The 24,238-nt window shown below is 42.5% G+C and carries 21 protein-coding genes and 1 pseudogene; 4 read left to right on the forward strand and 18 right to left on the reverse strand.

Annotated features, from left to right (window positions below; genetic code table 11):
- Positions 1-42 precede the first annotated feature (42 nt).
- Positions 43-660: a YigZ family protein gene (locus tag AC0L6V_RS02315; protein ID WP_265217189.1), complete on the reverse strand. Its 618-nt coding sequence runs from the start codon at positions 658-660 to the stop codon at positions 43-45.
- A 139-nt stretch (positions 661-799) separates the two neighbouring features.
- On the opposite strand from AC0L6V_RS02315, the gene AC0L6V_RS02320 reads away from it, so the two are divergent.
- A complete protein-coding gene (locus tag AC0L6V_RS02320) occupies positions 800-2,113 on the forward strand; it encodes a DNA recombination protein RmuC (protein WP_409419301.1) in 1,314 nt (437 codons plus the stop codon).
- A 216-nt stretch (positions 2,114-2,329) separates the two neighbouring features.
- Here the strand turns inward: AC0L6V_RS02320 and AC0L6V_RS02325 are convergent, their stop codons facing one another.
- The 5 genes from AC0L6V_RS02325 to AC0L6V_RS02345 all read right to left on the reverse strand — a co-directional run bounded on the left by AC0L6V_RS02325 (position 2,330) and on the right by AC0L6V_RS02345 (position 7,756).
- Positions 2,330-3,496, reverse strand: coding sequence for a cation diffusion facilitator family transporter (locus AC0L6V_RS02325; RefSeq protein WP_265217192.1), 1,167 nt, complete (start codon positions 3,494-3,496; stop codon positions 2,330-2,332).
- 300 nt (positions 3,497-3,796) lie between these two features.
- Entirely contained in the window at positions 3,797-4,693 is an 897-nt protein-coding gene (locus AC0L6V_RS02330; protein WP_265217193.1) for a recombination-associated protein RdgC, read from the reverse strand.
- A gap of 2 nt (positions 4,694-4,695) precedes the next feature.
- Positions 4,696-5,274: a thymidine kinase gene (locus AC0L6V_RS02335; RefSeq protein WP_111606654.1), complete on the reverse strand. Its 579-nt coding sequence runs from the start codon at positions 5,272-5,274 to the stop codon at positions 4,696-4,698.
- A gap of 97 nt (positions 5,275-5,371) precedes the next feature.
- Entirely contained in the window at positions 5,372-5,701 is a 330-nt protein-coding gene (ybfE, locus tag AC0L6V_RS02340) for a LexA regulated protein (RefSeq protein ID WP_265217194.1), read from the reverse strand.
- 96 nt (positions 5,702-5,797) lie between these two features.
- Positions 5,798-7,756: a carboxy terminal-processing peptidase gene (locus AC0L6V_RS02345; RefSeq protein ID WP_418138737.1), complete on the reverse strand. Its 1,959-nt coding sequence runs from the start codon at positions 7,754-7,756 to the stop codon at positions 5,798-5,800.
- 216 nt (positions 7,757-7,972) lie between these two features.
- Between AC0L6V_RS02345 and AC0L6V_RS02350 the strand changes: the two are divergent.
- A pseudogene (locus AC0L6V_RS02350) lies at positions 7,973-9,270 on the forward strand (M18 family aminopeptidase).
- 74 nt (positions 9,271-9,344) lie between these two features.
- Here AC0L6V_RS02350 and AC0L6V_RS02355 read toward each other — a convergent pair.
- The 3 genes from AC0L6V_RS02355 to AC0L6V_RS02365 all read right to left on the reverse strand — a co-directional run bounded on the left by AC0L6V_RS02355 (position 9,345) and on the right by AC0L6V_RS02365 (position 12,094).
- Positions 9,345-10,256: a TolC family protein gene (locus AC0L6V_RS02355; protein WP_473482582.1), complete on the reverse strand. Its 912-nt coding sequence runs from the start codon at positions 10,254-10,256 to the stop codon at positions 9,345-9,347.
- 73 nt (positions 10,257-10,329) lie between these two features.
- Entirely contained in the window at positions 10,330-10,671 is a 342-nt protein-coding gene (locus AC0L6V_RS02360) for a TolC family protein (protein WP_418138738.1), read from the reverse strand.
- A gap of 196 nt (positions 10,672-10,867) precedes the next feature.
- On the reverse strand, positions 10,868-12,094 hold the full coding sequence (locus tag AC0L6V_RS02365; RefSeq protein ID WP_265217198.1) for a hypothetical protein: 1,227 nt from the start codon (positions 12,092-12,094) through the stop codon (positions 10,868-10,870).
- 149 nt (positions 12,095-12,243) lie between these two features.
- Here AC0L6V_RS02365 and xni point away from each other — a divergent pair, with 149 nt between their 5' ends.
- Complete coding sequence (gene xni, locus AC0L6V_RS02370) at positions 12,244-13,035, forward strand: flap endonuclease Xni (RefSeq protein ID WP_265217199.1); 792 nt, start codon at positions 12,244-12,246, stop codon at positions 13,033-13,035.
- 102 nt (positions 13,036-13,137) lie between these two features.
- Positions 13,138-14,619 (forward strand): glutamate--tRNA ligase, encoded by a 1,482-nt coding sequence (gene gltX, locus AC0L6V_RS02375; protein ID WP_265217200.1) that lies wholly within the window; start codon positions 13,138-13,140, stop codon positions 14,617-14,619.
- Between the two features lie 99 nt (positions 14,620-14,718).
- On the opposite strand, the gene AC0L6V_RS02380 is transcribed toward gltX, so the two are convergent.
- The 9 genes from AC0L6V_RS02380 to AC0L6V_RS02420 all read right to left on the reverse strand — a co-directional run bounded on the left by AC0L6V_RS02380 (position 14,719) and on the right by AC0L6V_RS02420 (position 24,219).
- Entirely contained in the window at positions 14,719-16,608 is a 1,890-nt protein-coding gene (locus AC0L6V_RS02380) for a methyl-accepting chemotaxis protein (protein WP_409419305.1), read from the reverse strand.
- Between the two features lie 267 nt (positions 16,609-16,875).
- On the reverse strand, positions 16,876-17,190 hold the full coding sequence (locus AC0L6V_RS02385; RefSeq protein WP_265217202.1) for a DUF3301 domain-containing protein: 315 nt from the start codon (positions 17,188-17,190) through the stop codon (positions 16,876-16,878).
- Between the two features lie 242 nt (positions 17,191-17,432).
- Entirely contained in the window at positions 17,433-17,969 is a 537-nt protein-coding gene (locus AC0L6V_RS02390; protein ID WP_265217205.1) for a flavodoxin, read from the reverse strand.
- Between the two features lie 13 nt (positions 17,970-17,982).
- Positions 17,983-18,870 carry a helix-turn-helix domain-containing protein gene (locus tag AC0L6V_RS02395; RefSeq protein ID WP_265217206.1) on the reverse strand — a complete coding sequence of 296 codons (888 nt, stop codon included), beginning with the start codon at positions 18,868-18,870 and terminating at the stop codon, positions 17,983-17,985.
- A gap of 162 nt (positions 18,871-19,032) precedes the next feature.
- Positions 19,033-20,220: a sigma-54-dependent transcriptional regulator gene (locus AC0L6V_RS02400; RefSeq protein WP_418138739.1), complete on the reverse strand. Its 1,188-nt coding sequence runs from the start codon at positions 20,218-20,220 to the stop codon at positions 19,033-19,035.
- 7 nt (positions 20,221-20,227) lie between these two features.
- Entirely contained in the window at positions 20,228-20,407 is a 180-nt protein-coding gene (locus tag AC0L6V_RS02405; RefSeq protein ID WP_265217210.1) for a response regulator, read from the reverse strand.
- A 1-nt stretch (position 20,408) separates the two neighbouring features.
- Positions 20,409-22,487 (reverse strand): PAS domain-containing sensor histidine kinase, encoded by a 2,079-nt coding sequence (locus AC0L6V_RS02410; RefSeq protein ID WP_265217211.1) that lies wholly within the window; start codon positions 22,485-22,487, stop codon positions 20,409-20,411.
- Positions 22,488-22,569: 82 nt separating this feature from the next.
- Positions 22,570-23,520: an AEC family transporter gene (locus AC0L6V_RS02415; protein WP_265217212.1), complete on the reverse strand. Its 951-nt coding sequence runs from the start codon at positions 23,518-23,520 to the stop codon at positions 22,570-22,572.
- Between the two features lie 21 nt (positions 23,521-23,541).
- On the reverse strand, positions 23,542-24,219 hold the full coding sequence (locus AC0L6V_RS02420) for a response regulator (protein ID WP_111606598.1): 678 nt from the start codon (positions 24,217-24,219) through the stop codon (positions 23,542-23,544).
- Positions 24,220-24,238: the final 19 nt, after the last annotated feature.

Below are 24,238 nucleotides of genomic sequence, written 5' to 3' on the forward strand. Positions count from 1 at the left end.
GCTCGTTGCGGCTACTCCATCTTTGTCCAGTTTGGTACATAGTTATGCGTTGTCCGGTTCAATTAAAGTTAAACTGCCTTGGCATAAATCAGTCAATGTGACTTTATGCTCAGGCCAAGTACGTTCGATGACAGCAAGGTCTATAACAATGCTATCACTGTAGGTTTTGTTGGTTATTTCTATATCGCTCTGTTCTAGCCAATATTCAACCTTACCTAATAAAGGGTAGGCGATTTTTAGCTGAACGGGGCAGCGTGGGTACACATTTTCATATTTGGTCTGCGAAAGTGCTTCTTGTATCGCCTGGCTATAGGCTCTGACCAAGCCGCCTGCACCAAGTTTTATCCCACCAAAAAAGCGTGTAACGACCACGGTGGTTTCGCCAAAGTTTGAATGCTGCAACACATTGAGCATGGGTTTCCCTGCCGTACCTTTGGGTTCGCCATCGTCGCTTTGGTCCCACAAATGGGCATTATTCGGCATACCGGCAATAAACGCCCAACAGTGATGGTTCGCATCAGGGTAACGCTGGCGTGTCTCTTCGATAAAAGCCTTGGCTGCATCACGGCCGTTGGTGCGGCAAACGGTCGTAATAAACTGACTGTTTTTTATTTCTAGATCAAAGCGTTGCGTGTGTGTTGGGCTTAGGTAGTAATCCATGTAAACTTATTGAAACCTTAGCATGATCGCTGCGCGCGCCAATACAGTGTTAAAAATAGACTCGTTTTATTTTTGTTCGCGACGTCATGTAAAGACCTCACTTTGTTAAAAAACATTTTATTAGCGAGTTTTAATTAATATGACAGATTGGCTTTCGCAATCAGTTTGGGTGTTATCGGGCTTTTGTATCGGCGCGATTCTTCTATCTGGTATTGCTGGCGCTATTGTACAGGCTATGCGCCGTCAGTGGCAGATCACACAGGAAAAAATGCAGCAACAAAATGAAGAATTACAGCGTCTTTTGCAGCAATCGAAAGATCATATTCATTATTTGGAAAAAGAGTCCCTGACTTTAGAACAACAATTCGCTGCAGCACAAAGTGTCTGGCAAGAAAAAGAAGCCTTTTACCGCGAGCAAAAAAAGCAAAACGAAACCGAATTTAAGCAAATGGCTCAGGAAATTATGAGCCAGCAAGGGCAGCGGTTGGCGAAAGAAAATGAGCGCCAATTAGGGTCGTTATTAACGCCACTTGGCTCACAAATTCAGAAATTTCAAGAAAGTGTTGAGAAGAGTTATCAAGAAGAGGCCCGTGAGCGTTTTTCTTTGGTAAAAGAAATCAAAGGTTTGCAGCTACTGAATCAGAAAATCAGCGACGATGCGGTGAGTTTGACTCATGCACTTAAAGGTCAGAATAAGCTGCAGGGCGGTTGGGGCGAGGTGATTCTAGAGCGGATTTTGGAGCGCTCTGGTTTGGAAAAAGGCCGAGAATATGAGACGCAAGCATCGTATCAAACCGCAGAAGGGCGACGCTTGCAGCCGGATGTGGTGATTCATTTGCCGGAAGGTAAACAAATTATTGTTGACTCGAAAATGGTGTTGGTCAGTTATTTGGCTTACATGGAAGCAGAATCTGATGAAGATAGAAATCGTGCGCTGAAACAGCATTTAGACGCTGTGCGCCGTCATATGAAGGAATTGAGTGCCAAGTCTTATCACGATTTACCGGGTGTCACTTCGCTGGATTTTGTGTTGTTGTTTATCCCCATTGAAGCGGCGTTTGGTTTGGCGCTGCAGGCTGACAATGGTTTGTTTAGCGAGGCGTTTGAGCACAATATTATTATCGTTGGGCCGTCTAATTTATTAGCGACCCTGCGCACCATTCAGAACATTTGGCGTAATGAAAAACAAAGTCAAAACGCCATTGAGATTGCCCGTCAGGCTGGCGCGATGTACGACAAGTTTTCGAGCTTTGTTCAGGATATGGATGACATTGGCAGTAAATTAGACGCGGTGAGTCGAACGCATGATTCGGCCTTGAAAAAACTCACGGCAGGACGTGGAAACTTGGTAGCAAGAGCGGAAAAACTCAAATTGATGGGCGCGAAGACCAGTAAAGCGCTGCCAGTGGAGTATCTAAACGATGATGTTTTTACCGATGAACCGAACGAGTAATTGAATCTTTCCGTGTTTTATTACTCGTCGTTTTTGGCGTAAATTGTCGTGCCTTTAGGCCGACAAAAAAACTCCCAACACGAAATCAAAACCTTCTTCACGAGAAATGACATTTTGTTGCGCTAAAGCACGCCCCAATAAGCTCATAAGGATATATAAGGTTTTGTCGGGCTGAAGCCGCGACCTACAAAAGCCTTAGCTGATGCACTTTCTTTGTCATTCAGGAAAGACCCAAAGCACAGTGGCTTTGTTTATATAGTTTGTTGTTTGTAGTTCCTGAAGAATTCTTGCTGTCAGCTGTTTTAGGTCAGCGCCTTCAGGGATTTTTGCTGAATTGGCGATGATTTCTAAATCAAGCAGATTGTTTAGATAGTGCAAACGTGAATTTGGAATGTCCACATAGGTCGTATGTTGGCGCAGTAAAAAGCCCAAGTCAGCCAGTATTTGATGGCGAGCCGGCAGTTTTAAATGCGGCGGTTTGCCAGATTCATGAATGAAACTTTCCGTTTGAATCTTGTCATCTGTATCGATATGCACCATGACATCTTGTACTTGCGAATGGGCCTTCTTGATAGTGTAGGCGACTAAATCACCAAGATAGTGTCCTTCGCTGACGCTGGCATGGCTTGGCACATGAATGTGCATATCTAGATAAATTTTGCCTGCCATGGATCTTGCTCTGACATCATGAGGCGCCATGACGTGTTTTAAGCTGTTAGCGGTTTCTTTGATTTGTGCAATAAGCTTTGGATCGGGAGCTGTGTCTACCAGTTCCGCCAAGTTTTCCCACACCATGATGACGGCCATTTTGCCGATTAGTAGAGCAACGACAATTGATGCCACCATATCTGCCCAGCCGTAGCCAAAATACACGCCAATTAGGCCAATCAATACGGCAACAGAAGACAGTGCATCGCTGCGGCTATGCCATGCATTGGCAATTAGCATTTTGCTGCCAATTTTATCCCCAGCTTTTTTTGTATAGTGGAAAATAGCTTCTTTAATGGCAATGGTCGCAACCAATGCAGCAAGACCATACCATGTTAATTGCGCTTGTGAGGCGGGTGAGGTAATCGATTCATAAGCAATACCAAGGGCAACAACAATAAGGACAATACCAAGAAACACGGTGGTTAATGTTTCAAAACGCAGATGGCCATAGGGGTGATTTTCATCTGGCCCTTGACGGGAATTAGCCGAAGCAAAGTAGACGAAGACATCTGTGACTAAGTCGGATAACGAGTGGATACCATCCGCGATTAAGGCCTGTGATTGAGAAAAATACCCTGCCACAATCTTCGCCAGACCGAGTAGGGCATCCCATACGGCGCCGACAAGGGTGACTTTTATTGCTATGTCTTGTTCTTGCTTCTGTTTTGTCATGAGGTTTTTTTAACCTATAGTGAATATTTAAGGACGCGAATTAGTTAACACAATAGAGCTTACTTAATTTTGCTTAAATTTTTATTAAGCGCAGGAAAATTTAAGCCAAACTAAATGGAAAGTGTATAGGTTTTTTTATGCAATATTGCTTTACAAATAAGACGGGTTAATGTCTGTTTAAATTGGTGCATTTTGAGGCTTTATGGCAAGAGCGCCTTGTTGCCTAGCTTACCCGATGTTCTCCCCAACCTTATCCACGATATCTGTGGAAAAGGTTGGGGAGCTAAGAAAAGACGGGGTTTAATTGATTTCAAACCACAAGCAGTAAGAGCTGAAAAATTCTCTCATAGTCAATGACATTAGAGAAAAATTGGCGTCCATGTCAGATAAGCCACCACCTTGTGAATCATTAAAGGCGGCTTCTTTTAAGGCGTCGTCAAATTTAATTTTGCGCAATGTTAGGTCATCGTGCAGAACGAAACTGAGTTTGTCTGTCCAGCGAAGACCAAGGTTTTTGACCGCCATACCTTGTTGTAAGTGACGTGTCACGTCTTCAGATAGCGGCTCTAGGGATTTAAAACGGATCGTCGCTTTGTCTTCGGATGAGTCTTGGATTTCACACTCGTCACCCGTCTCTAGGCTTGCTGGAACTTCATTTTTTACTAACCAATCTGTCATCAATGAAGAAGGTGAAACTTGCGCTTGCAACGGTGTCATGGGGAAGCTGCCAAGCGTAGTTTGTAAATGTTTGAAGAGCAGCTCTGTCATGCTGGCATTGGTGCTGTTGAGAACCAAAATTTTAGCTTGTAGATCAATGTATGCCCAAATATCGGTGCGTTTCGAAAAGGCTTTTGGACGTAGGGTAAAAACCAATTCATCTTTCATATCGGATTTTTCTTTACGGCCAACTTTACGACCTTCTATCAATTCGATTTCGGCAACCTTGGCTTCCAGTTCTTCTCGCACCACAGCAGAAGGCAGGACTTTTTCTTCTTTGCCTGCACGGAACAATAAGCAGCGGTCGCTGGCTAGACTCCATTGTTCGCTGTTGCGGATAAGCGGCAGCCAGCCGAAAGAAAACTCTTCCTGAGAGCCGCATTCTTTTAATGGAAACTCAGGAATTTTATTGATCAATTCATTCGTATCTAGTGATTCGGTGTCTTTTAATTGGAAAATCTGGGCATTTTTGAACCACATAATTAGTCTCTCACGGCTTCTTTAAAGTGTTTTCGGCAAACGGACAAGTAGCGGTCGTTGCCGCCGATTTCTACTTGTGCGCCTTCTTTAACTGGGATTCCTTGTGCATTGAGTCGAATGACCATGGTGGCTTTACTGCCACAATGACACACGGTTTTTAATTCAATCAGTTTGTCTGACCAAGCGAGTAATGCCTTACTGCCATCAAATAGTTCGCCTTGGAAATCGGTTCGAATGCCAAACGCCAGAACAGGAATGTGTAGTTGATCGACGATTTCAGAAAGGTCGTAGACCTGTTCTTTGGTTAAAAACTGCGCTTCATCGATCAGTATGCAGCTTAATGCCTTATTTTGATGTTCCTCTTTGACTAATGCGATGAGGTTGGTGTGATTATCAAATAGGCTGGCGTTTGCTGATATGCCAATGCGGGAAGCGATTTGCCCTGTTTCAAACCGGTCGTCTATTGATGCTGTAAGGAGTAAAACTCGCATACCTCGCTCGCGATAATTATGAGCGGATTGCAATAGAACGGTGGATTTTCCTGCGTTCATCGCCGAGTAGTAGAAGTACAGTTTAGCCATATCAGGTCTGTTTATTTGTTCACTGGTGAATTGGGCCAATTAGTATAGCAAATCACTATAGTGAATGAGAGATCTTTGTAAGAAGAGTGCCGTTGTCTTATTTTGCGCTTATCGTAGTGTCTATTGCTTTGGTGGCCTTTCTAGAGGACCTTATGGTTTTTGATTTGGCGAGACTTTTGGCGATTTGTAAGGTTAGCCATTCTGCGCGCTTGAGGCCATTCAGTTCACACAACTCATCTAATTTATCAATAATGTCTTGCTCCACAATAAGCTCTAAACGTTTTAATCCTTGCGCTTTTTCTTTTTCTCGTTGGGCACGCTTGTTTAGTTTGAGCTGATCTTTTCTGGTTAGCGGCTGCGTACGAGGACGGCCAGGGGATTTGCCGAATAAATCAATTGTATTCCGATCGGATGACGCTTTTGCCATGATTCATGTAATTCGTATTGATGTGGGAGGAAGATTTTATATAAAAAAAGCCAACAACAAAACGTGATTTGTACATTTTGTTGTTGGCTTATTGACTTACTTTTGCGCGGTTTGTTTATCGGCTTGTTGCTGTGCGACCTGATTGGTAGCAATAAAGTCTAGTAGTATCTCAGAGGCCTCTTTCGCGTAGGTGTCCTCTTCAATTGGCACGATGTCTTCAACTGAAGTTAGCAGTTCTAAACCAAGGGCTTTGCGGCGCGTATTTTCGCGTTCAAGCTCTCTTTTTTTACTTTCTTCTCGTTGCTTTATTCGAGTGCTTTCCTGTAATGATACGGTCTTATAGCTTTCCGCCAATGATTTAAATTCACTGATTTGGTCGTTAATTGCCACAAAATTAGGATCTTTGGCCATTCTGGCTTCGTGGCGTGGTTCTAAAATCGGCAAGTATGCTGGTATGTTCCAATACACAGGGTAACGAGTCTCATGGATTTTGTCCCAAGGTAATGGGTTATCTAGAGCACTTTCGCCTATGGTCTCTTTATCGATTAAAGAAGGGAAAGTAATATCTGGCATCACCCCTTTATGTTGAGTGCTTTCGCCAGAAACACGATAAAACTTCGCTTGCGTGATTTTAAGTTGTCCTTTGTCCAACTCTTGCAATACCTGCACAGTGCCTTTACCAAACGTTTGATCGCCAAGAATCAGTGCGCGCCCATAGTCTTGCAGTGCGCCTGCCACGATTTCAGAGGCAGATGCACTCATGCGGTTAACCAAAACCGCCATAGGGCCACTGTAAGCGATGGCGGTATCGGTATCGCCTAAAGGGGTAACGCGTCCACTTTGATCACGTATTTGTACCGTCGGACCTGAAGGGATAAATAGCCCTGTTAAGGCATTGGCTTCTTGTAAAGAACCGCCTCCGTTGTTTCTTAGGTCGAGAATCAGAGCTGAAATACCTTCTTCGCGTAATTCATCAATTAACTGTTTGGTGTCTCTGGTGGAGCTTTTGTAGTTTTTGTCGCCAGCTTGTATAGCGGCAAAGTCAGAATAAAAAGTGGGCAATGTAATAACGCCAACTTTGTATTTTTCACCATCACGTTCAATTTCAACGATTTCTTTTTTAGCTGATTGGTCTTCCAGCTTTACTTTTTTGCGCACGATGCTAATGCGTTTACTGGTTTGGGTGTCACCTTTGCTTGGGGTAACTTCCAATATGACTGTGGTGTCTCTTTCTCCACGAATCATATCCACGACGTCGTCGAGACGCATTCCCACGACATCGATCATGGGTTTGCCTTCTTGTCCTACAGCAATGATGCGGTCGTTAGGGGCTAGGTCACTTTGTGTTGCAGCTGGGCCACCGGGAACAAGGCGCACGACTTTGGTGTAGTCATCGTCCATTTGTAAGACGGCACCGATGCCTTCTAGAGACAAGCTCATGTTGATGTTAAAGGTTTCGGAAGCACGTGGGGCAAAGTAGTTGCTATGTGGGTCAAGTGCCGCCGTAATGGAGTTTGCGAAAATCTGGTAAACGTCAGTGGCATTGGTTTGATCCACTTGTTTGAGCTGATTTTTATAGCGACGTTCGATGGTGGAAATGATCTTTTCTTCACTTTCGCCATTTAGTTTTAGCGTCAGGGCGCGGTTTTTAAGACGTTTACGCCAGTAATCGTCCAACTCGGCTTGAGTGGTTGCCCATTTTTGTGCGTCTGGGTCGACGTTGAGAGTTTCATCGACTTTATAATCAAAGCTTTTTACCATATTGGGTAAATTCTTCTGAATATGGTTGAGTCTGGTCTCCAAGCGTTTTAAGTAAATGTTATAAATTGTGTAGGCAACTTGTGTGTCACCATTTCTAAGGGCATCGTCAAAGCTATAGCGGTATTGAGATAATTCGTCGATGTCACTTTGTAAAAAGAAGCTTTTGCTCGGATCGAGAGCGTCGATATAGTAGTCAAACGCCTTGGACGAAATGGCATCGTCAATGTGAGGTCTGTTATAATGTATGCCCTCGATCATCTCAACGAGGCTCTTTGGAGACTTTGTCGTATTCATGAGGAGGTTGTAGCTCCTGATAAGCCGACGCCGATGTTGAGGTAAAGGTGTAGCCAATTAGAAGGCAAAGCAAAAGGCGTTTATAGTTCATCCGGTATGGGGCTCTCTCTGTCTGTTTTATGCGTCACTGGTAAAATCATATTAGACACTGGGCTGTAAGGCTAGTCTAAGTATTAAAAAGTCACTTTTTTAAAGCAATTGTGCTTATAGGACATTATGGAATTTTCATATTTTAATGATGCTTTACTGTCATTTCTTCATTCTTCTCCCACTCCTTTTCATGCAACAGATAGTATGCGTAATGCCTTACTTAAAGAAGGCTTTGTTGAGTTATTGGAAGAGGATAATTGGGTCATCGAAGAGGGGGGCGATACTTTGTTACACGTAATGAATCTTCTTTGATTGCGTTTACAACACCGCAGCTTAGTTTTAGTCAAAGTGGCTGGCGAATGATTGGAGCCCATACAGATAGCCCATGCTTAAAACTAAAACCTAATGCGCAGGTGGACCGCTTTGGTTATCATCAATTGGGTGTTGAAGTGTATGGCGGTGTCTTGCTTCATACATGGTTGGACCGAGATTTATCTATCGCAGGTCGTGTTACCTTAAAGACACGGTCTGGTGACATTGTAAGTCGTCTGGTGGACTTCAAAGACCCGATTGCGGTTGTTCCGAATTTAGCTATTCACTTGAATCGTCAGGCAAATGAAGGTTTTTCCGTTAATCCTCAAGAGGAAATTTTGCCAATCTTATGTGGTGCTGAAAACGATTTTGATTTACATACGTTATTAATCTCTCAGCTTCAAAAGCAATATACTGATTTAGATATTGATGTGATTTTGGATTTCGAGTTGAGCCTATACGATACTCAGCCAGCGGCTTTGGTGGGGTTACATAAAGAGTATATTTGCTCAGCAAGGTTGGATAATTTATTGAGTTGTTATGTTGGCTTGCAAGCGTTACTAAGTTCTGATTTGCAGCGTCCAAGTTTGCTGATTTGCACGGATCATGAAGAAATTGGAAGTTTGTCGGCGTGTGGTGCAAATGGCCCGTTTCTAGACGATGTTTTACGTCGTTTGACGCCTAATCCAGAGCTATATGTACAAGCTATTCAGCGTTCCATGCTGGTGTCCGCTGATAATGCTCATGGCTTACATCCTAACTATGCACATAAACATGATAAGAATCATGCGCCAGCAATTAATAAAGGGGCCGTGATCAAAGTAAATGCTAATCAACGTTACGCGACCAATAGTGAAACAGCCAGTATCTATCGTGATATCGCAGCAGAAGAAAACTACCAAGTGCAATGTTTTGTGGTGCGTAGCGATATGGCGTGTGGCAGTACTATTGGGCCAATTACCTCTGGTGAGATTGGTGTGCCAACGATTGATATTGGTTTACCGACGTTTGGTATGCACTCTATTCGTGAGCTGGCAGGAAGTCGTGATGCTTACGGCTTGTATAAGGTATTGACCCGTTTTACTCAGCGAGAGAAGTTAATGACTCGTTAATTGGCACGGATAGGTCAATAAAAAAGCCGCCCATCATTTGATCGGCGGCTTTTTCTTTCTCTATGAACGTAGTATTAGTTTTTTGCTATTAACCACTTGTCTAACTCTTTGATCTTATCTTCGGTAAGATCGCCGGTTGCTTCAAGTAGACTGAGTTTTTTTACCACAAAATTATAGCGGTACTGTTCGTAGGTATTTTGAGCATCGAACAGGTTTGATTGTGCATCAAGCAATTCAACAAGGTTGCGTGTGCCAACATCATAGCCTGCTGTAGTCGCTTCAAGCGCGCTGGCACGTGAACGAATTAACTGTTGTTGCGCTTCGATTTGAGCGACAGCAGTTTGCAGATCAAGGTAAAGGCTACGAATATTCAGTTCAATGCTTTGTAATGAACTTGCTCTTTGCTCTGTGGCAGATTCGGCTTCGGCGACAGCTTGTCTTACAGAGGCATTAATGGCGCCGCCTTGATAGAGCGGGATACTAACGCCTAGGCCAATAGACGACGTATTTGTAGCGCCATCTTGCATTGACGCAGGAGCGTCATTGTAGTTGTCATCTGCCCGAGATAGCGATCCTGTTATAGAAACCGTTGGCGTTCGGCCGTTGGCTTTTTGGATATTGATGTTGTTTTCAGCGCTGGCGACAGAAAGGTTGAGTATGCGCAGCTCTTTGTTATCACGGTGTGCTTTTTCTATCAATGAATCCACGGTCATGTTAGGGTCAAGATGAATGGGATAATCTTTTGATAGCTGAGGAATGTTTTGAATTTCTCGCCCGGTTCTTTGATAAAGTGCTTTTTGCGCATAAGACACGTCAGAACGAGCGCTTAGCTCTGTTACACGAACAGAGTCGTATTCTGCCTGAGCGTCTTGTAGGTCAGTAATAGACGCCAAACCCACTTCATATTGCTTTTTAGCACGATCAAGCTGGCTTGCTGTACTTTTTACTAAAGCTTGGGTGGTTTGTAATGTTGATTGTGCAATCAATAGATTGAAATATTCAGTTAAAGTAGTTAAAGCAAGGTCTTCTTCTGTATTGTCAAAGCTAATCCCAGCGCTTTCATAGCTGAGGCTCTACCGCATCTACCGCATAACCTAGTGCTGGGGAGTAAATAGGGTAATTCAAATCTAACGATACGGAATTGCTTTGATTGCTGTAATCGCTCGAAGGTCCGTCTACTTTACTGTAACCAAGATTACCACTAAAACTGATGTTAGGGTAAAGGTTACCTTTAGTGACAGTCACGCTTTCATTTTCAGCGCGGTAAGTAGCGGCAGCCGCCCTTAAGCCTGGATCGTGTTGTTTAGCAAGCTTGTATACTTCGTAAATGCTTTCTGCATGAGCAGTCGTACTACTTAGGACGGCTGCAGCGATGAGTGATGATATAATATGCTTTTTCATAGATCTCTGTGGAACTCGTAGTATGAAATATAGTTATAATACTACCTCAAGTTTTTCGCTTGTGGCAGTGCCATTCTCGCTATATCTATTATGACTATTGACCATATCATAACGAAATATTTTAAATAGACCTTCAATGTGGAAAATTGATGCAAGAGCTGAACGTTTTCGGCTCAATGTGAAGGTTTTTTCCTAACTAGTTTTTTTGCTCAATTGTGTATGTGATGGTTTTTTTCGAATGGGCTTTGATTTTACCGTCTAGAGTCAGGCTATTTGCCGTGATTTTTGTAGCCTCGTTTCCTTCCAGTGCGTCGATGATGCCGTTGGTATTTTGCTCTATTGAATAATCTTGATCTTGGTTCGAAAGGTTTTCAATAGTGGCCTGCCAAGTTTGTGTGGCAGGTAATTTTTGTGAAGAGGCGTTAATCAAGGTTAGCGAACCGGTTATATCTTGGCTTTTGTTTGCGACAACATTCATTGGATAATCTGCACGTACGGTCTTTAAGAAGACAGTGTTGCTTGGGATAAGCAAATTACCTCGTTTTTGGAAGGTTCTGTATTCTCCTGGTAATCCATCTTTTTGGAAAGTGAAGCGGATGTTGTTGTAAAAACTAAGCTCCATTTTTCCGGAGCTGTTTTCATGGGTGTAAAGGCTAGCTGTGTGGGTTTGTTTTTCTACTTTACTGGTGCTGCTTGGTAAAGGAATTAGGGCGTTAGAATAGGGGGCCATCATAAGATCCTTGTTGCCAAGTGAGTAGCTAATTTCGTTGTCCTGATAGTCTATTGACTGTTGGTCAGCACTCATGGCTAGGCTATTTCGCTCTGCTTTAAATAGTCTAGTGGGGGTGTTGCTAGCGTAGTGGAGCAGGCTATCTTTTATGGTAACGGCGACGTTAGAGCGGTTGTGTATGAGGGCTTGCTGAGATACGCTGACGTTGTTGCCTTCGAAAATGAGGCTGAGTTGAGGTGTCCATGACAACTGATTGGTCTGATAGCTCACCATTAAATCTGTCTTTGGCGTGGCCGTTGTGCTCATTTTTTCTAATGGAATTAGATAAAAATCGTCTAGTGGCAGAGTGGTTGGTCGCTCATCGATCAAGATTAGAAATGTGCGGTTATCTTGCTCAATGCTTGTCAATGTCCCTGTATAATTTAAGTCTCTTTGCTTGTGTTCCACTCTCACTTTTTGGCCAATTTGATCGAACCATTGAGAGTCAAGGTTGTTTTGTAAGTGAGTAATGGGAGAAAAGTTTTCTTGTAGCGGGAGTAATGTACCTAGGTTTGGCTGAAAACTTAGCTGTGTGCTGTTTTGTACGACTTGACTGTTGTTCAGTCCAATAACGGCATTTACGGGTGAGGCAAACGCCATCGGTGCGGCTGTACCTATGAGAATACCAAAGCAGAAATAAGTTGAATTTTTCATAATAGCGTCCTTCTTGCTTGTTTATCTATACAACACTTCGTTCGCTGAAACCTTGTACTGTGAACTGGTTGTCGTGATGAGTCTTGGTACATGATATCCTAACTAGACAATTTAACAGCAATGCAATGTAGTAAAAATAAGGGCTTAGAGTGGAGAAAAAATTACTCATAATTGACGGTTTGAATTTGATTCGACGGCTCTATGCAGCCTTGGAGTCGGAACAAGACTCTGTGCGAAGGGTTGAGCGTACTCAAAGCATTGCGGTTGAAGCGTTGGCGAAATTAACTCATCAGTTCTCTCCCTCTTATGCTGTGGTTGTGTTTGATTCACATGGTAAAACTTGGCGCCATCAAATGTACCCCGAATATAAATTAGGTCGTGTTCCCATGGATGATAATCTATTAGAGTCTTTGCCTGATTTTGCTCGTGTCTTTCGCTTTAACCACTTGCCCTGTCTGAGAATTGACGGCTGGGAAGCCGATGATTTAATTGCTACTTTGGCCGTCAAAGCTTCGAGTCATAATATAAAGTCCTACATCGTATCTACAGATAAAGGCTTTACTCAATTGTTGGGTGATGAACGCATTCTGCAGTACGATTATTTTGCTAAGTTAGGTTATGACAAAATTTGGGTGCCAGGAAAATATGGCGTTGAGCCTCATCAATTAGTGGATTACTGGGCATTGGTAGGTGATACCACAAATCGTATTCCCGGTGTGAAAGGAATCGGTCCTAAAACGGCATTAACCATAATCGATGCTTTCCCGACAATAGAAGAAATTTACGCCAATGTATCATCATTTTCTGAGCGGATTCAGTCATTGCTCGCGGGTGGTTACGAGCAATGTCTGCAATCGCGCTCTCTGGTTGCTTTAAAAACCGATGTTGATATTGGGGTGCGCCTTTCACAACTTCGATATAACCCACGTAAAGTTGGGTGAATATCAAACATCTAAACACAAAAGTTGACTTGAGCCTCTTACCCATGAGTGGCGAGAGGCTTATAATAACGGCATTTCAGGCAACGGATAAATGAGAGTTTTATGTCAGAGGTAAGAACACGTATTGCGCCATCACCAACGGGTGACCCACATGTTGGGACAGCTTATATTGCACTGTTTAATATGGCCTTTGCCCGTAAAATGGGCGGTAAGTTTATTTTACGAATTGAGGATACTGATCAGACACGGAGTACACCAGAATCTGAAAAAATGATTTTGGATGCGTTGCGTTGGTTGGGTCTTGATTGGGCAGAAGGTCCAGATGTCGGTGGACAATATGGTCCTTACCGTCAGAGTGAGCGTGGCCATATTTACGGTCAATATGCTCAAGAATTGATTGATAAAGGGCATGCCTTTTATGCATTTGAGACAACAGAAGAATTGGATCAAATGCGCATTGAGCAAAAAGAGCAAGGCTTGCCGCAAAAATACGACGGTCGTGCTTTGGCACTGACGCCTGAAGAAGTGCAAGCAAAACTGGATGCAGGTGTGCCTTATGTGATTCGCATGAAAGTACCTGAAGAGGGAACTTGTGTTGTACAAGATATGCTTCGCGGCGAAATCGAAATTGATTGGGCGCAAGTGGATATGCAGGTGCTACTAAAAGCGGATGGTATGCCTACGTACCATTTGGCTAACGTGGTAGATGATCACCTGATGAAAATCACCCATGTTATTCGTGGTGAAGAATGGATTAACTCGGCGCCTAAACATATTTTGCTGTACCAATATTTTGGTTGGGACATGCCAACGTTATGTCATATGCCTTTGTTGCGTAATCCAGACAAATCTAAGTTATCAAAACGTAAAAACCCAACCAGTATCTTATATTATCAGCGCATGGGATATATGGCGGAAGCGGTGATCAATTATCTTGGTCGTATGGGCTGGTCCATGCCAGACGAGCGTGAAAAGTTCACATTAGATGAAATGGTTGAGCATTTTGATATTCAGCGTGTTTCTTTGGGCGGACCCGTTTTTGATGTTGAAAAACTTAGCTGGTTAAATGGTATGTGGATTCGTGAGAATTTAACCCCAGAAAGTTTTGCACAGAAATACGTTGAGTGGGCACTTAATCCCCAATACTTGATGAAGATTCTACCCTTGGTAATACCGCGCGTGGAAACGTTTTCTGATGTGGCGGATGTGGCAGGCTTTTTCTTAAAAGGTTTGTTGCCTATAACCAAAGAAGATTTTGCTTCCATAAAGATGGAGGAAGATACGCTTCGTAAGGCCATGCAATTTGCTTTATGGCGTTTGGAAGCGTTAAGTAAATGGGAAAAAGACAACATATTTAATGAGATGAAAGCGTTAGCGCAAGCGATGGATATCAAACCGAAAGACTTTTTTGCGCCTTTGTTTGTGGCGATTTCTGGTACCACAGCGTCGGTGTCTGTGTTTGATTCTATGGCGATTTTAGGCTCTGACATTTCTCGTGCGCGTATGCGTACGGCAGTCAATGTATTAGGTGGGCCTTCTAAAAAAGAAGCTAAGCGCTGGGAAAAAGAATTCGCTGATCTATAAAAGATCAGCGTTTCTGCGCTAAGCGTTCATAATGAAACAAACGCTTAATGAAAAAAAACCGGCTATATGTGCCGGTTTTTTTATGGTTTGCTCATTAAATTAGCGAGTCGTAAACACGCTGGTTTTCTTATCTAAACTGCTTACTTGGTTGTGAATGTCTCGAGTGTTGCCTTCGATGCTATTGATATAGCTATTATCACGTTGAAGTTGTTGGGCAATTTTGTCCATTTCTTCACTCATGTGAACGGCTGTTTTGGCCACTTCTTGAATAGAGCGCGCCATATCAATAGAAGACGCTGAGCTTGTTTGAGCGTTTCGCTCAATTTCGCGGATAGCCAATTCGGCTTTTTCGCTAAACTCCTCAATCGAATGCAAGCTTTCTTGACCACTGTGCATGGTTTCAATAGCCGTTTGCGTTGATGATTGAATCGTGCTGACGATATCCGTAATTTTTGCTGTTGCATCAACCGTTTTTTCTGCAAGAGAGCGGACTTCATCGGCGACCACAGAGAAGCCACGACCTGCTTCACCTGCTCGTGCTGCCTCAATAGCTGCGTTCAGCGCAAGAAGGTTGGTCTGGTTTGCTAGGTCATTAATCATGGCGATGACGTTATCAATGTCTTTCGACAGTTGACCCAGTTCATTCAATTGCTCACTGGTTTTGTTCACTACGCTGATTGTACTGGAAAGGTTAGATAGCGCCCCTTTGATTGTTTCAGCGCCCACTTTAGCAGATTCATATGTGTGCTGAGATTGGCTGCTTAAGTCTTCCGTTGTGCTAGAAATACTCGAAATCGTGGTGGAGATTTCTTCTGTAGCAGCCGCTAGCGAATTGGTTTGTTCACTGACAGAGCGGTTACTTTGTGCAATGTTGCTAACAGAGATGTTAAGCTCTGAAACCATGTCGTTTACGCCCTGGGTTGTGCTCACCACTTCGCCAATCACAGAGCCAAGGCCATTGGTCATTTCGTTTACTGAGCTACATAGCGAATCGAATTCATCGTTGCGCTTGTTGTTTACATGTAAGCGAGCGGTTAAATCACCACTTTTTACTTTGCCAAGGTCTTTAATGATTTGGTTAAGTGTTTTGTTAACGCTGCTGCCTATCCCCATCATCATAAGTGCGGCAATGATGGCAACTACAATACTCACAATAATTAAACTAATGCTGGCTTGTTGAGAGCTAGCTGACGCTTGTTGACGAGCTTCTACTACCGCATTTTGCATGTAATCAACAGCGGCCAAGCGGGTCTGGTTAAAGTTCTCTTTGCTTGCAGCAAACTGTGATTGTAAGTTTCTAAGCTGCTGGTTTTCTTTATCGAAGTTTTCGACAGCAGAGAAGTACTGATTAATAACTTGACCAAAGCGCTCTTCTAAACCGAAATTTGTAACGCGCTTATAAAATTTGTCGTAGCGATCCATAAAGGCCGCTTTATTATCTGGAATGGGTTCAAAAATGAAATTCTTTTCTGCTTCACGTACAGGCAAAAACTCTTGCTTTACTAGACTAAGAAAAGAAATTTCTTCGGTGACTTTTTCGCCTAACTGAGAAATTTCTCCTTTTAGACCAGAAGAACCGTTAAAGCCAACTTTTTGTCTTTGGTTAACCAATAGCTTTAAAGCGGCATTATAGTTAGTTAAAGACTCAGTGATGTTGCTTAAGTTTTTTTGTGCTTCAGGATCTTCTTTAAGGAGTTCAGTGTCTTCACTTAGTGTTGCCATGAATTTTTCGTTGTTAGCGTTCAATTGCTCAAGAAAACTGGCATAGGTACTGTTATCGATACTGGATAAAGTCTCATATTCATCCATTAAGGTGATGATGAGAGACGATAGGTCTTTATCTACTTTTGTGAGGCGCTCAAATTTTGCAGATGAAGTTTCTTGGACATTCAATCCTTGTAAAGCAACAGCAGTTACAACAACGAATCCAAGAATAGCTGCGATGAGCAAAGAGAGTAACTTGGTACGAAAACTAAGATTTGCCAACATATTATATCCTGCATTTTTTATTATAGATTGAACTGATAGGCATTCGGACATCAGTTAGTACGCATTTATTTTTACGGCCTAGCCTATCTAAAACGTTACAAATATTTACGTAAGCATTCTATTTCTACTATGGCCTTATTTGCAATTAAATGACACAAAAATATGGCACTTATCTATATCATTGCAATGAATTGATAGATCTGCAAGTTAGGCTTTGTTAAGAAAGGTAGAAATGGCGTATTTTTCTCCCTCGAATTTTTTCTTTTTTTAAAAATCATGTGGGCTTAGCCAAATGTTTAACTGATGATTTCCTAGGTAGGTCACCTTTCCTTGGTAGCGCGCTATACCACTGGAACTGAATTCAAATTTATAGCTCCTTCTTACTTTAATCTGACCTTGTGACCAAATTGGTCGCCATTCTGCTCCTGCTACACTGTCATCAAGCAGCTGTAGGTTTAATGATTCGCAGTGTTTTTTTGCGCTAATCAGTGCTTGTTCTCGAATGGATGTATTTCGCCACCATGCATAGATACAGGCTGCAAGAATTAGAATAATCACAATATCGGTAAGTTGTAGGTTCATAGGCGCCAATGCTAGATCAATCAAAGTGATAGCATCATAACGAATTGTGGTTAGGAAAAGAAATACGTGGCTACCTCCAAGCAGGAGAGAAAGGAGAGGTAGCCACGTTCCTCACGCAATATAGAGCAAGTCTCATAATTATCGCATTGAAAATAAGCTAAATTTGGGCATTCGGGGCAGCGAATGTGTGGGAACCAAATTTGAGTCGTTTACTTAAGTTCAATGGCCAGTCAGGTGATAATTTATGCGGCTTCTACTGCTCTTTCTGCGTAAAGTTGAATAACCCACTGTTCAATGCGTTGATCAGTAAGTTCAAATTGTTGATCTTCATCGATTGCTAACCCAATGAAATGCTCTTTGTTATGAACACAAGCTCTGGAAGCCTCAAACTCATAGCCTTCTGTTGACCACTGGCCAATAAAGGTTGCACCCGTTGGTAGTAATTTTTCGTATAACCATCCCATGGCGTCGACAAAATAGTCACCGTAACCAAACTGATCACCTAAGCCATACAATGCAATAACGGTATCGTCTAACGTCAAACTGGCTAGGTCGTCTCCAATATCTTCCCAATCGGACTGAATGCCACCGAAGTCCCAAGTCGGTATACCCAGAATAAGCATAGAATATTGTTCAAGCTGGCTCAGCTCTATGTCCTTAATGTTAAATAAATCAACTTGTTCACCAAGCTCTTCCCATTGTTTGGCTATTTTATGGCCAACTTCTTCGGTGTTGTTTGTGTCTGTGCCGTAAATAAGGGCTATGGATGAATTCGCCATGGTTTTCCTATTACTAATGGATTTGTCCGTATTGGTGACTACTGACACCAAAGTGTTGAATAAATGCCGCTTCAAATTGGTCTTCGGAAAAACCGCTTTGAGCAACAATATAGGGTTTTGCCGCAGGGTCTTGTCTGAGTTTAGCGGCGGCAGACTTAATACGACTACGAGTGCAATAGCTCTCGATAGATTGTCCAACGATGAGGTTGAAACCAATTGCCAAGGCTTCTGTATTGAGTCCAACTTGTTGGGCTAGGTGTTGAATATTCAGAGCGTCGTGTTGCGGTGTTTCTATGAGATTTTGCACATGAAACAGTTTTCTTTGGCAGTCTTCGCATTGCGATAGATGACTGAGTATTTGTAACTGTTCAATAAGCGTGAATATGAGTGAGTATAGATGCCCTGCAAGACTTATTGAATGCCCCTTGTGAGCGAGAATAGGGGCAAGAGCATTCAGTGTTTTTTCAGTTACGGGTAATTGAATAACTGCATTGTCGTTACCAAGTTTATCTCGCATAGTCACAAAATGCTGAATGATTTGATCTTCTGTTTCTCCCAAGATAGCCGCTAAGTGTGCAGGGCTGATACGAGCTTGCAAAAGGCTGTACTGTTCATCTTTTGCAACAAAAAAATGACCGCTAATATTTCTTGGCTGATAAGCAATCTGCACGGAATGTATATCATGTGCTGACTTGATTGGGCCGTTCCCTAAAAAAGAAAAATACAAACCTGATTGTGCTTCTTCCTGTATAGATAGATTTGTATTGCTACTTAAATGTTGGTTTAACCAGTGTAAATTGGGGAGAAGAGTAAGCAGTTGCTTATGACCGGATAGCCATGGTGCGACTGCCTCTTTGATTCTTCCGGTATTGTCATACACATCGCGCATGCTTATTTGCATCGTATGTCGCCTCTAATCTGATAATGGTTATCATTAAAGGTCTTTTTTATTTTCAATGCAAGTGATTCTCATTAAATATTTTATATGAGAATCACTTTTTTGATATCTTTCTCTGATATCTTTTGGTGAAAAGATTTTAAATGAGTGTGGCGACGGCGAGGGTTAGTCTAAATAGTCTGCTCTGTTAAGACCATACTTCTGCATCTTTTGGTTTAAAGTACGGCGCGGCAGTTGAAGTTGCTCTAAGACTAACTGAATATTGCCTTTTTGCTGTCGTATACTTGCTTCAATTAGGCTACGTTCGAATTCTTGAACTTTTACACTAAGTGGTAGTGGGGTGATGGTGTCGATGTCGTCTTGTGCTTGATAGCCGGCTAATATTTTTGCCACGCTGGTATTTGGTTCTAGTGCATAACGGAGTGCGACGTTTCTTAATTCGCGGACATTACCAGGCCAGCCATAAAGGGTGAGTGTCTCGTGGTCTATTGGGCTAAGTTGCTTAAAGTCCTTGCCACGCTCTTTGACCGCTATACGGCAAAAATGTTCGAATAGCAGTGGGATATCAGATCCACGGTGGCGTAAATCGGGCAAATGTATTTGAGAGACGTTTAAGCGAAAAAATAAGTCCTGTCGAAAATCCGCCAAAGTCTGTAAGTCGTTTTTTGCGGCTGCTACGACACGTAAATCAATGTGAATGGTGTTATTGCTGCCAATTCGCTCCAATTGATTCTCTTGTAGAACGCGCAATAATTTTATTTGCATGGCGAGAGGCATGCTTTCAATTTCATCCAGAAATAAGGTGCCACCGCTGGCGTGCTCAAGTTTGCCGATACGTTGTTTGTTGGCGCTGGTAAAAGCGCCAGCTTCGTGTCCAAACAGTTCACTTTCAAATAAATCTGCTGGAATGGCTGCGCAGTTAATGGCGACAAAGGGGTGGTTGCTTCTCGGGCTGCAATCATGCAGTGCTTTTGCAACCAGTTCTTTACCACAGCCGGTTTTACCATACACAATCACGTGAGTGTCCATACTGGCAAAGGTTCGAATCTGCTGTCTTACTCTAATGATTTGTTCATTTTGTCCTATGATGGTTTCCTCTAGGCCGTGCAAATCCCCTAGGTACTGAGATTGATTGGCATGTTGGCGTTGAACTTTTCTGAGCTGAATGGCTTTTTCGACAGTTTTAAGCAGTCGATTGGGATCAAACGGTTTTTCGAGGAAGTCAAAAGCCCCATCCCGCAGTGCATTAACGGCTGTATCTACATCACCATGGCCTGTTATCAGGATAAAAGGGATTTCTGGCTCTTTTGTCAGACAGTCCGTCATGAGTGTTAAGCCATCAATAGGGGCCATGCGGATGTCACTGACAATGATGCAGGGTAAGCCGATACTGAACTTGTTGATGAGCCTCTTGCGCGTGGTGGAATTCTTTTACGACATAATCGGATAAACGCAGCCATTGTGCTGTGGTTGAGCGAACGATGTCGTCATCGTCAAGTAACCAGATTTCAATCTGTTGGTCAGTGTTATGGTTTTCCATATTAGGCCTTTAACAGTGTTAAGAGGAAGACCAACTGCGAGTCTCCGTTATGGTTCGCGGTTAGTGTCCCGTTCATATCTTTTGCTAAATTTGCGCTGATAGCAAGCCCAAGGCCTAAGCCTTTGCCAATAGGTTTAGTGGTGAAAAAAGGCTCGAAAATATGAGTCAATTTGCTTTTTTCGATGCCTGGTCCATTATCTTGATAGCAAATGGTTATTGTGTCGTTTTGCTCATGAATAGCGATGTGAATTTTAGGAATGATTTTATGCTCAGTACAGGCTTGTATTGAGTTGCTAATCAGGTTTGAAAAGATTCTTTCGAGTCGAGTGGGTTCGGCCATCACTTTGTCCAAATCACTGAGTGTTATTTGCCACTCTATGTCTTGTGCTTCCTCGCCAAGGCTTTCTATTGCTTTGTGTACAGCGAGTTTTATGGACGTTGAAGTCAGTTGTTCTGGTCTGCGGTAGGCAAGCACTTTTAATTCACTGGTAAGCTTTTGCATTCTTACTACCAAGGACTCTAAGTCGATGAGTGTTTTTAGCGCTTGTTCTGCATCTTGGCGTTTTAATAAAAGCTCGGCGGTGTAAGCCAATGTCCTAATTCCCGTAAGGGGTTGATTGAGTTCATGGGCAATGGCTGTCGACATCTGTCCGATGGCAGCTAGCTTTTCGGTTCTTAACAGTTCTTTTTGTGCGGCCTCTAGGGCTTTGGTTCTTTCCAATACTCGTTCTTCTAAGCGGGTATTCGCTTCCAATAAATTTAGCTCTGCTTTTTTACGTTTGCTGATGTCGAGTAGTGTGACTAGATAGCCTTGTGAACCGCTCCACTTTAAAGAAGACACTGATAAAAGGGCAGGGAAAACTTGGCCATTGTCTTTTTGTAAGACGACTTCTTGTTCAAGTAAATTACGTGTTTGAGCATTGTCTAATGTCTGTGTTTGTAATGATTTTATAAAAGACAATGCGGTTTGATTTTCTGGACAGTCTGGCAAAAACTCATAGAGATAATGTGTGTTAAGTTGTGCTCTTTGGCCGAAATAGCGTATTCCCATTGGATTAACAAAGGAAATTTCACCGTATTTAGTCAGTCGTAGCAATCCTACATGCGTGTTTTCTATGAGCACACGCTGTTGCTGGGCACTGTTCGCTATCAGTATTTCGTTTTCTCGTTTCGAGGCAATTTTTAAGGCACGTTCACGACGGTATAGCCAGAAGAGAAACAGTAAGGCAAATATCCCCAAGCTGATAAAGGCAATATTTTGTGCTTTTTTTTGAATGCCTTTCAAATTAGACAGATAGTGAATTTGCCATTTAAGGTCGTCTAGAGTGACATTTTGTAACAAATAGTTTTCGTCTTTAAGGTGGTAGATTTTAGAACGAGTATTGTTTAGAAATTCAATGTCTGTGTGGTTGTCTAACCAGTTACTGACTAATAGGCCGTTTAATTTACTGGCTAAAAACAGCAGGCTGTTTTGATCTGTCATCACCACAAGATCTTCTAAAAGATTCCAGCGTTCTATTAAGTTGCTGACATTAATTCGAACGGCGACAGCCCCCGCTAATCCTGTAGAAGTATAAACAGGTGCCAGTACAAGGTGGGCAGATTTGGACTGCATAGGATTGTAGCCAGAGACCAGCATGTATTCACCTTGTTGTTCTTTTAGTACATTGCTTAGGTTTTGTTTGCTGAAATAGTCGTCTAACTCAAAGTTGGGGGACTGTTCACTTGAAACAAGCAGGTCGCCTTGAGCCGAGAGAATAAACCAATCTTGGGTCTTAGATACGTGGGTCAAATCTTCCAGTTGACGCTGCAATAGCTGTGTTAGCTTGTTGTCGTCTGGATTGTTCATAAAGTTCAGCAGGGTAGGGTTGTCTGCTAATGCATAAGGCAGTATGTGATAATTTTTTAATTCATTGCGCAAATCTATAACATAGCTGAGTAGTTGATCTTGTCCCTCTGAGTGTTTGTCTATAATCAGTGCTTGGTAAGCTATACTGTTTACAGCAAAAAATAATGCCGTCAATATGGTGCAACCCGCTGACAGGAAAAATAGACGATGTTTACGGAATTGTGAAATCAAAAAAATCTCGCAGGCTTTTATTATCGTTTTTGTTTTTCACATAATAATAGTAAAGCCATGGCTTTGTAACGCACTTAGTCAATCAGATGAGATTAAAACTACGTAATAAAGTCACCCCGATACTAGTGGTAAGTAAGGATACGATGGTAGTAATAACAATGATGTTTGCAGCCAGTGCAGAGTTCCCTTTCATCGCGCGAACCATAATGTAACTGGCTGACGCCGTCGGGGCGGATGACATTAAAAAAAGTACACCAAGTTCCACGCCTCGATAACCTAGTAAATAACCGCCAAACGTGAGTGTAAAAGGGATAAAGATAAGCTTACCAACGGAAGCGACAATGGCTCCTAGCATACCATTTTTTAAGGAACTGAAACTCAAAGAAGCGCCCGCACAAAGTAGTGCTAATGGTAGTGTCATTTGTGCGAAATAATCGCCTGCTTTATATAGAGTGGATGGTAGAGAAAGGCCAGTAAAAGAGCTAATAAAGGCCGCAGAGATTGCAATGATTAGTGGGTTTTTAGCGATTCCTTTTAGAATGCTAATTAGGTTGGCATTGGCGCCCAAAGCACGACTTAAGCCAATCACGGATAAGATATTAAACAATATTGTGACACCACCTAGATAAACTGATGCGACAGCAAACACATCATTACCATAAGCGTTTACACAATATGCTAAGCCAATGATGCCCATGTTAGAGCGAAAAGCCCCCTGTACTAAGACAGCACGTTCGGCTTTATTTGGAAACCAGATAGACAGCAGTAGTTCGAGTGCAATATAGGTGACGGTGACCGCAATCATCGCGTAGAGCACTAAAGAATAATCTGTGTCACGGGTTAAATCGGTCTTCGATATGCTAATAAAAAGCAGTGCAGGGAGGGTGACGTTGAACACCAGTTTAGAGGCAGTATCAATGAAATTGTCATTAATAATTCTTACTCGGTAAAGAACAACTCCTAATGCCAATATCAAGAATATTGGCATAGTAATGGAGAAGGAAAATACCAGTACGTCTAAAAAGTTGCTCAACGTTATTCCTTACAAAAAATGTCAATCGTTATTTTCGAAGCGGTAGCCTGCGCCGTAAACAGAATGAATAACATTTAATTCAGGTGCCACTGCAGAGATTTTTTTACGCAGTTTTTTGATGTGGCTATCAATAGTGCGGTCGCTGACGACACGACTGTCGGCATAAATACTCTTCATTATGAGGTCTCGACCAAATACACGACCAGGTTCTTTGATCAGTAATTGAAGTAGCTGGAATTCGACGGTCGTTAAGTCGATCAAATCACCTTTGTAGGTCGCACGTAGACGATCAACATCTAGATCAAAGCCATCTGTTCTAGGGGATTCAGCTTGATCCAATTCAACGCGACGTAAGTTGGCTTTAACGCGCGCCACGATTTCACGTGGACTGAAAGGTTTGCATACATAATCGTCAGCGCCCATTTCTAAGCCAATTAAACGATCGATTTCTTCCGCTTTTGCAGTCACCATAATGATAGGAACACCGCTAAATTGACGAACTTGTTTGCATATTTCTACGCCGTCCAAGCCTGGAAGCATCAAATCCAACAAAATGATATCAACTTGGTTGTTTTTGATGTAATTAACGGCGATGTCTCCACGATCAAGGTGATGGTGCTCGTAACCCGCTTGATCTAAATAGGCTGCCATTAATTCCGCTAGTTTTGGTTCATCTTCAATAATCAGTACTTTGCTCATAATCTTATTCGTTCCTATT

This window comes from Marinomonas sp. G8-14, assembly GCF_055808935.1.

Excerpts from the sequence above, each read along its gene's own strand:
- AC0L6V_RS02315 (WP_265217189.1), bottom strand. The coding sequence starts at position 660 with ATGGATTACTACCTAAGCCCAACACACACGCAACGCTTTGATCTAGAA.
- AC0L6V_RS02320 (WP_409419301.1), top strand. The coding sequence starts at position 800 with ATGACAGATTGGCTTTCGCAATCAGTTTGGGTGTTATCGGGCTTTTGT.
- AC0L6V_RS02325 (WP_265217192.1), bottom strand. The coding sequence starts at position 3,496 with ATGACAAAACAGAAGCAAGAACAAGACATAGCAATAAAAGTCACCCTT.
- AC0L6V_RS02330 (WP_265217193.1), bottom strand. The coding sequence starts at position 4,693 with ATGTGGTTCAAAAATGCCCAGATTTTCCAATTAAAAGACACCGAATCA.
- AC0L6V_RS02335 (WP_111606654.1), bottom strand. The coding sequence starts at position 5,274 with ATGGCTAAACTGTACTTCTACTACTCGGCGATGAACGCAGGAAAATCC.
- ybfE (WP_265217194.1), bottom strand. The coding sequence starts at position 5,701 with ATGGCAAAAGCGTCATCCGATCGGAATACAATTGATTTATTCGGCAAA.
- AC0L6V_RS02345 (WP_418138737.1), bottom strand. The coding sequence starts at position 7,756 with ATGAATACGACAAAGTCTCCAAAGAGCCTCGTTGAGATGATCGAGGGC.
- AC0L6V_RS02360 (WP_418138738.1), bottom strand. The coding sequence starts at position 10,671 with ATGAAAAAGCATATTATATCATCACTCATCGCTGCAGCCGTCCTAAGT.
- AC0L6V_RS02365 (WP_265217198.1), bottom strand. The coding sequence starts at position 12,094 with ATGAAAAATTCAACTTATTTCTGCTTTGGTATTCTCATAGGTACAGCC.
- gltX (WP_265217200.1), top strand. The coding sequence starts at position 13,138 with ATGTCAGAGGTAAGAACACGTATTGCGCCATCACCAACGGGTGACCCA.
- AC0L6V_RS02380 (WP_409419305.1), bottom strand. The coding sequence starts at position 16,608 with ATGTTGGCAAATCTTAGTTTTCGTACCAAGTTACTCTCTTTGCTCATC.
- AC0L6V_RS02385 (WP_265217202.1), bottom strand. The coding sequence starts at position 17,190 with ATGAACCTACAACTTACCGATATTGTGATTATTCTAATTCTTGCAGCC.
- AC0L6V_RS02390 (WP_265217205.1), bottom strand. The coding sequence starts at position 17,969 with ATGGCGAATTCATCCATAGCCCTTATTTACGGCACAGACACAAACAAC.
- AC0L6V_RS02395 (WP_265217206.1), bottom strand. The coding sequence starts at position 18,870 with ATGCAAATAAGCATGCGCGATGTGTATGACAATACCGGAAGAATCAAA.
- AC0L6V_RS02400 (WP_418138739.1), bottom strand. The coding sequence starts at position 20,220 with ATGGCCCCTATTGATGGCTTAACACTCATGACGGACTGTCTGACAAAA.
- AC0L6V_RS02405 (WP_265217210.1), bottom strand. The coding sequence starts at position 20,407 with ATGGAAAACCATAACACTGACCAACAGATTGAAATCTGGTTACTTGAC.
- AC0L6V_RS02420 (WP_111606598.1), bottom strand. The coding sequence starts at position 24,219 with ATGAGCAAAGTACTGATTATTGAAGATGAACCAAAACTAGCGGAATTA.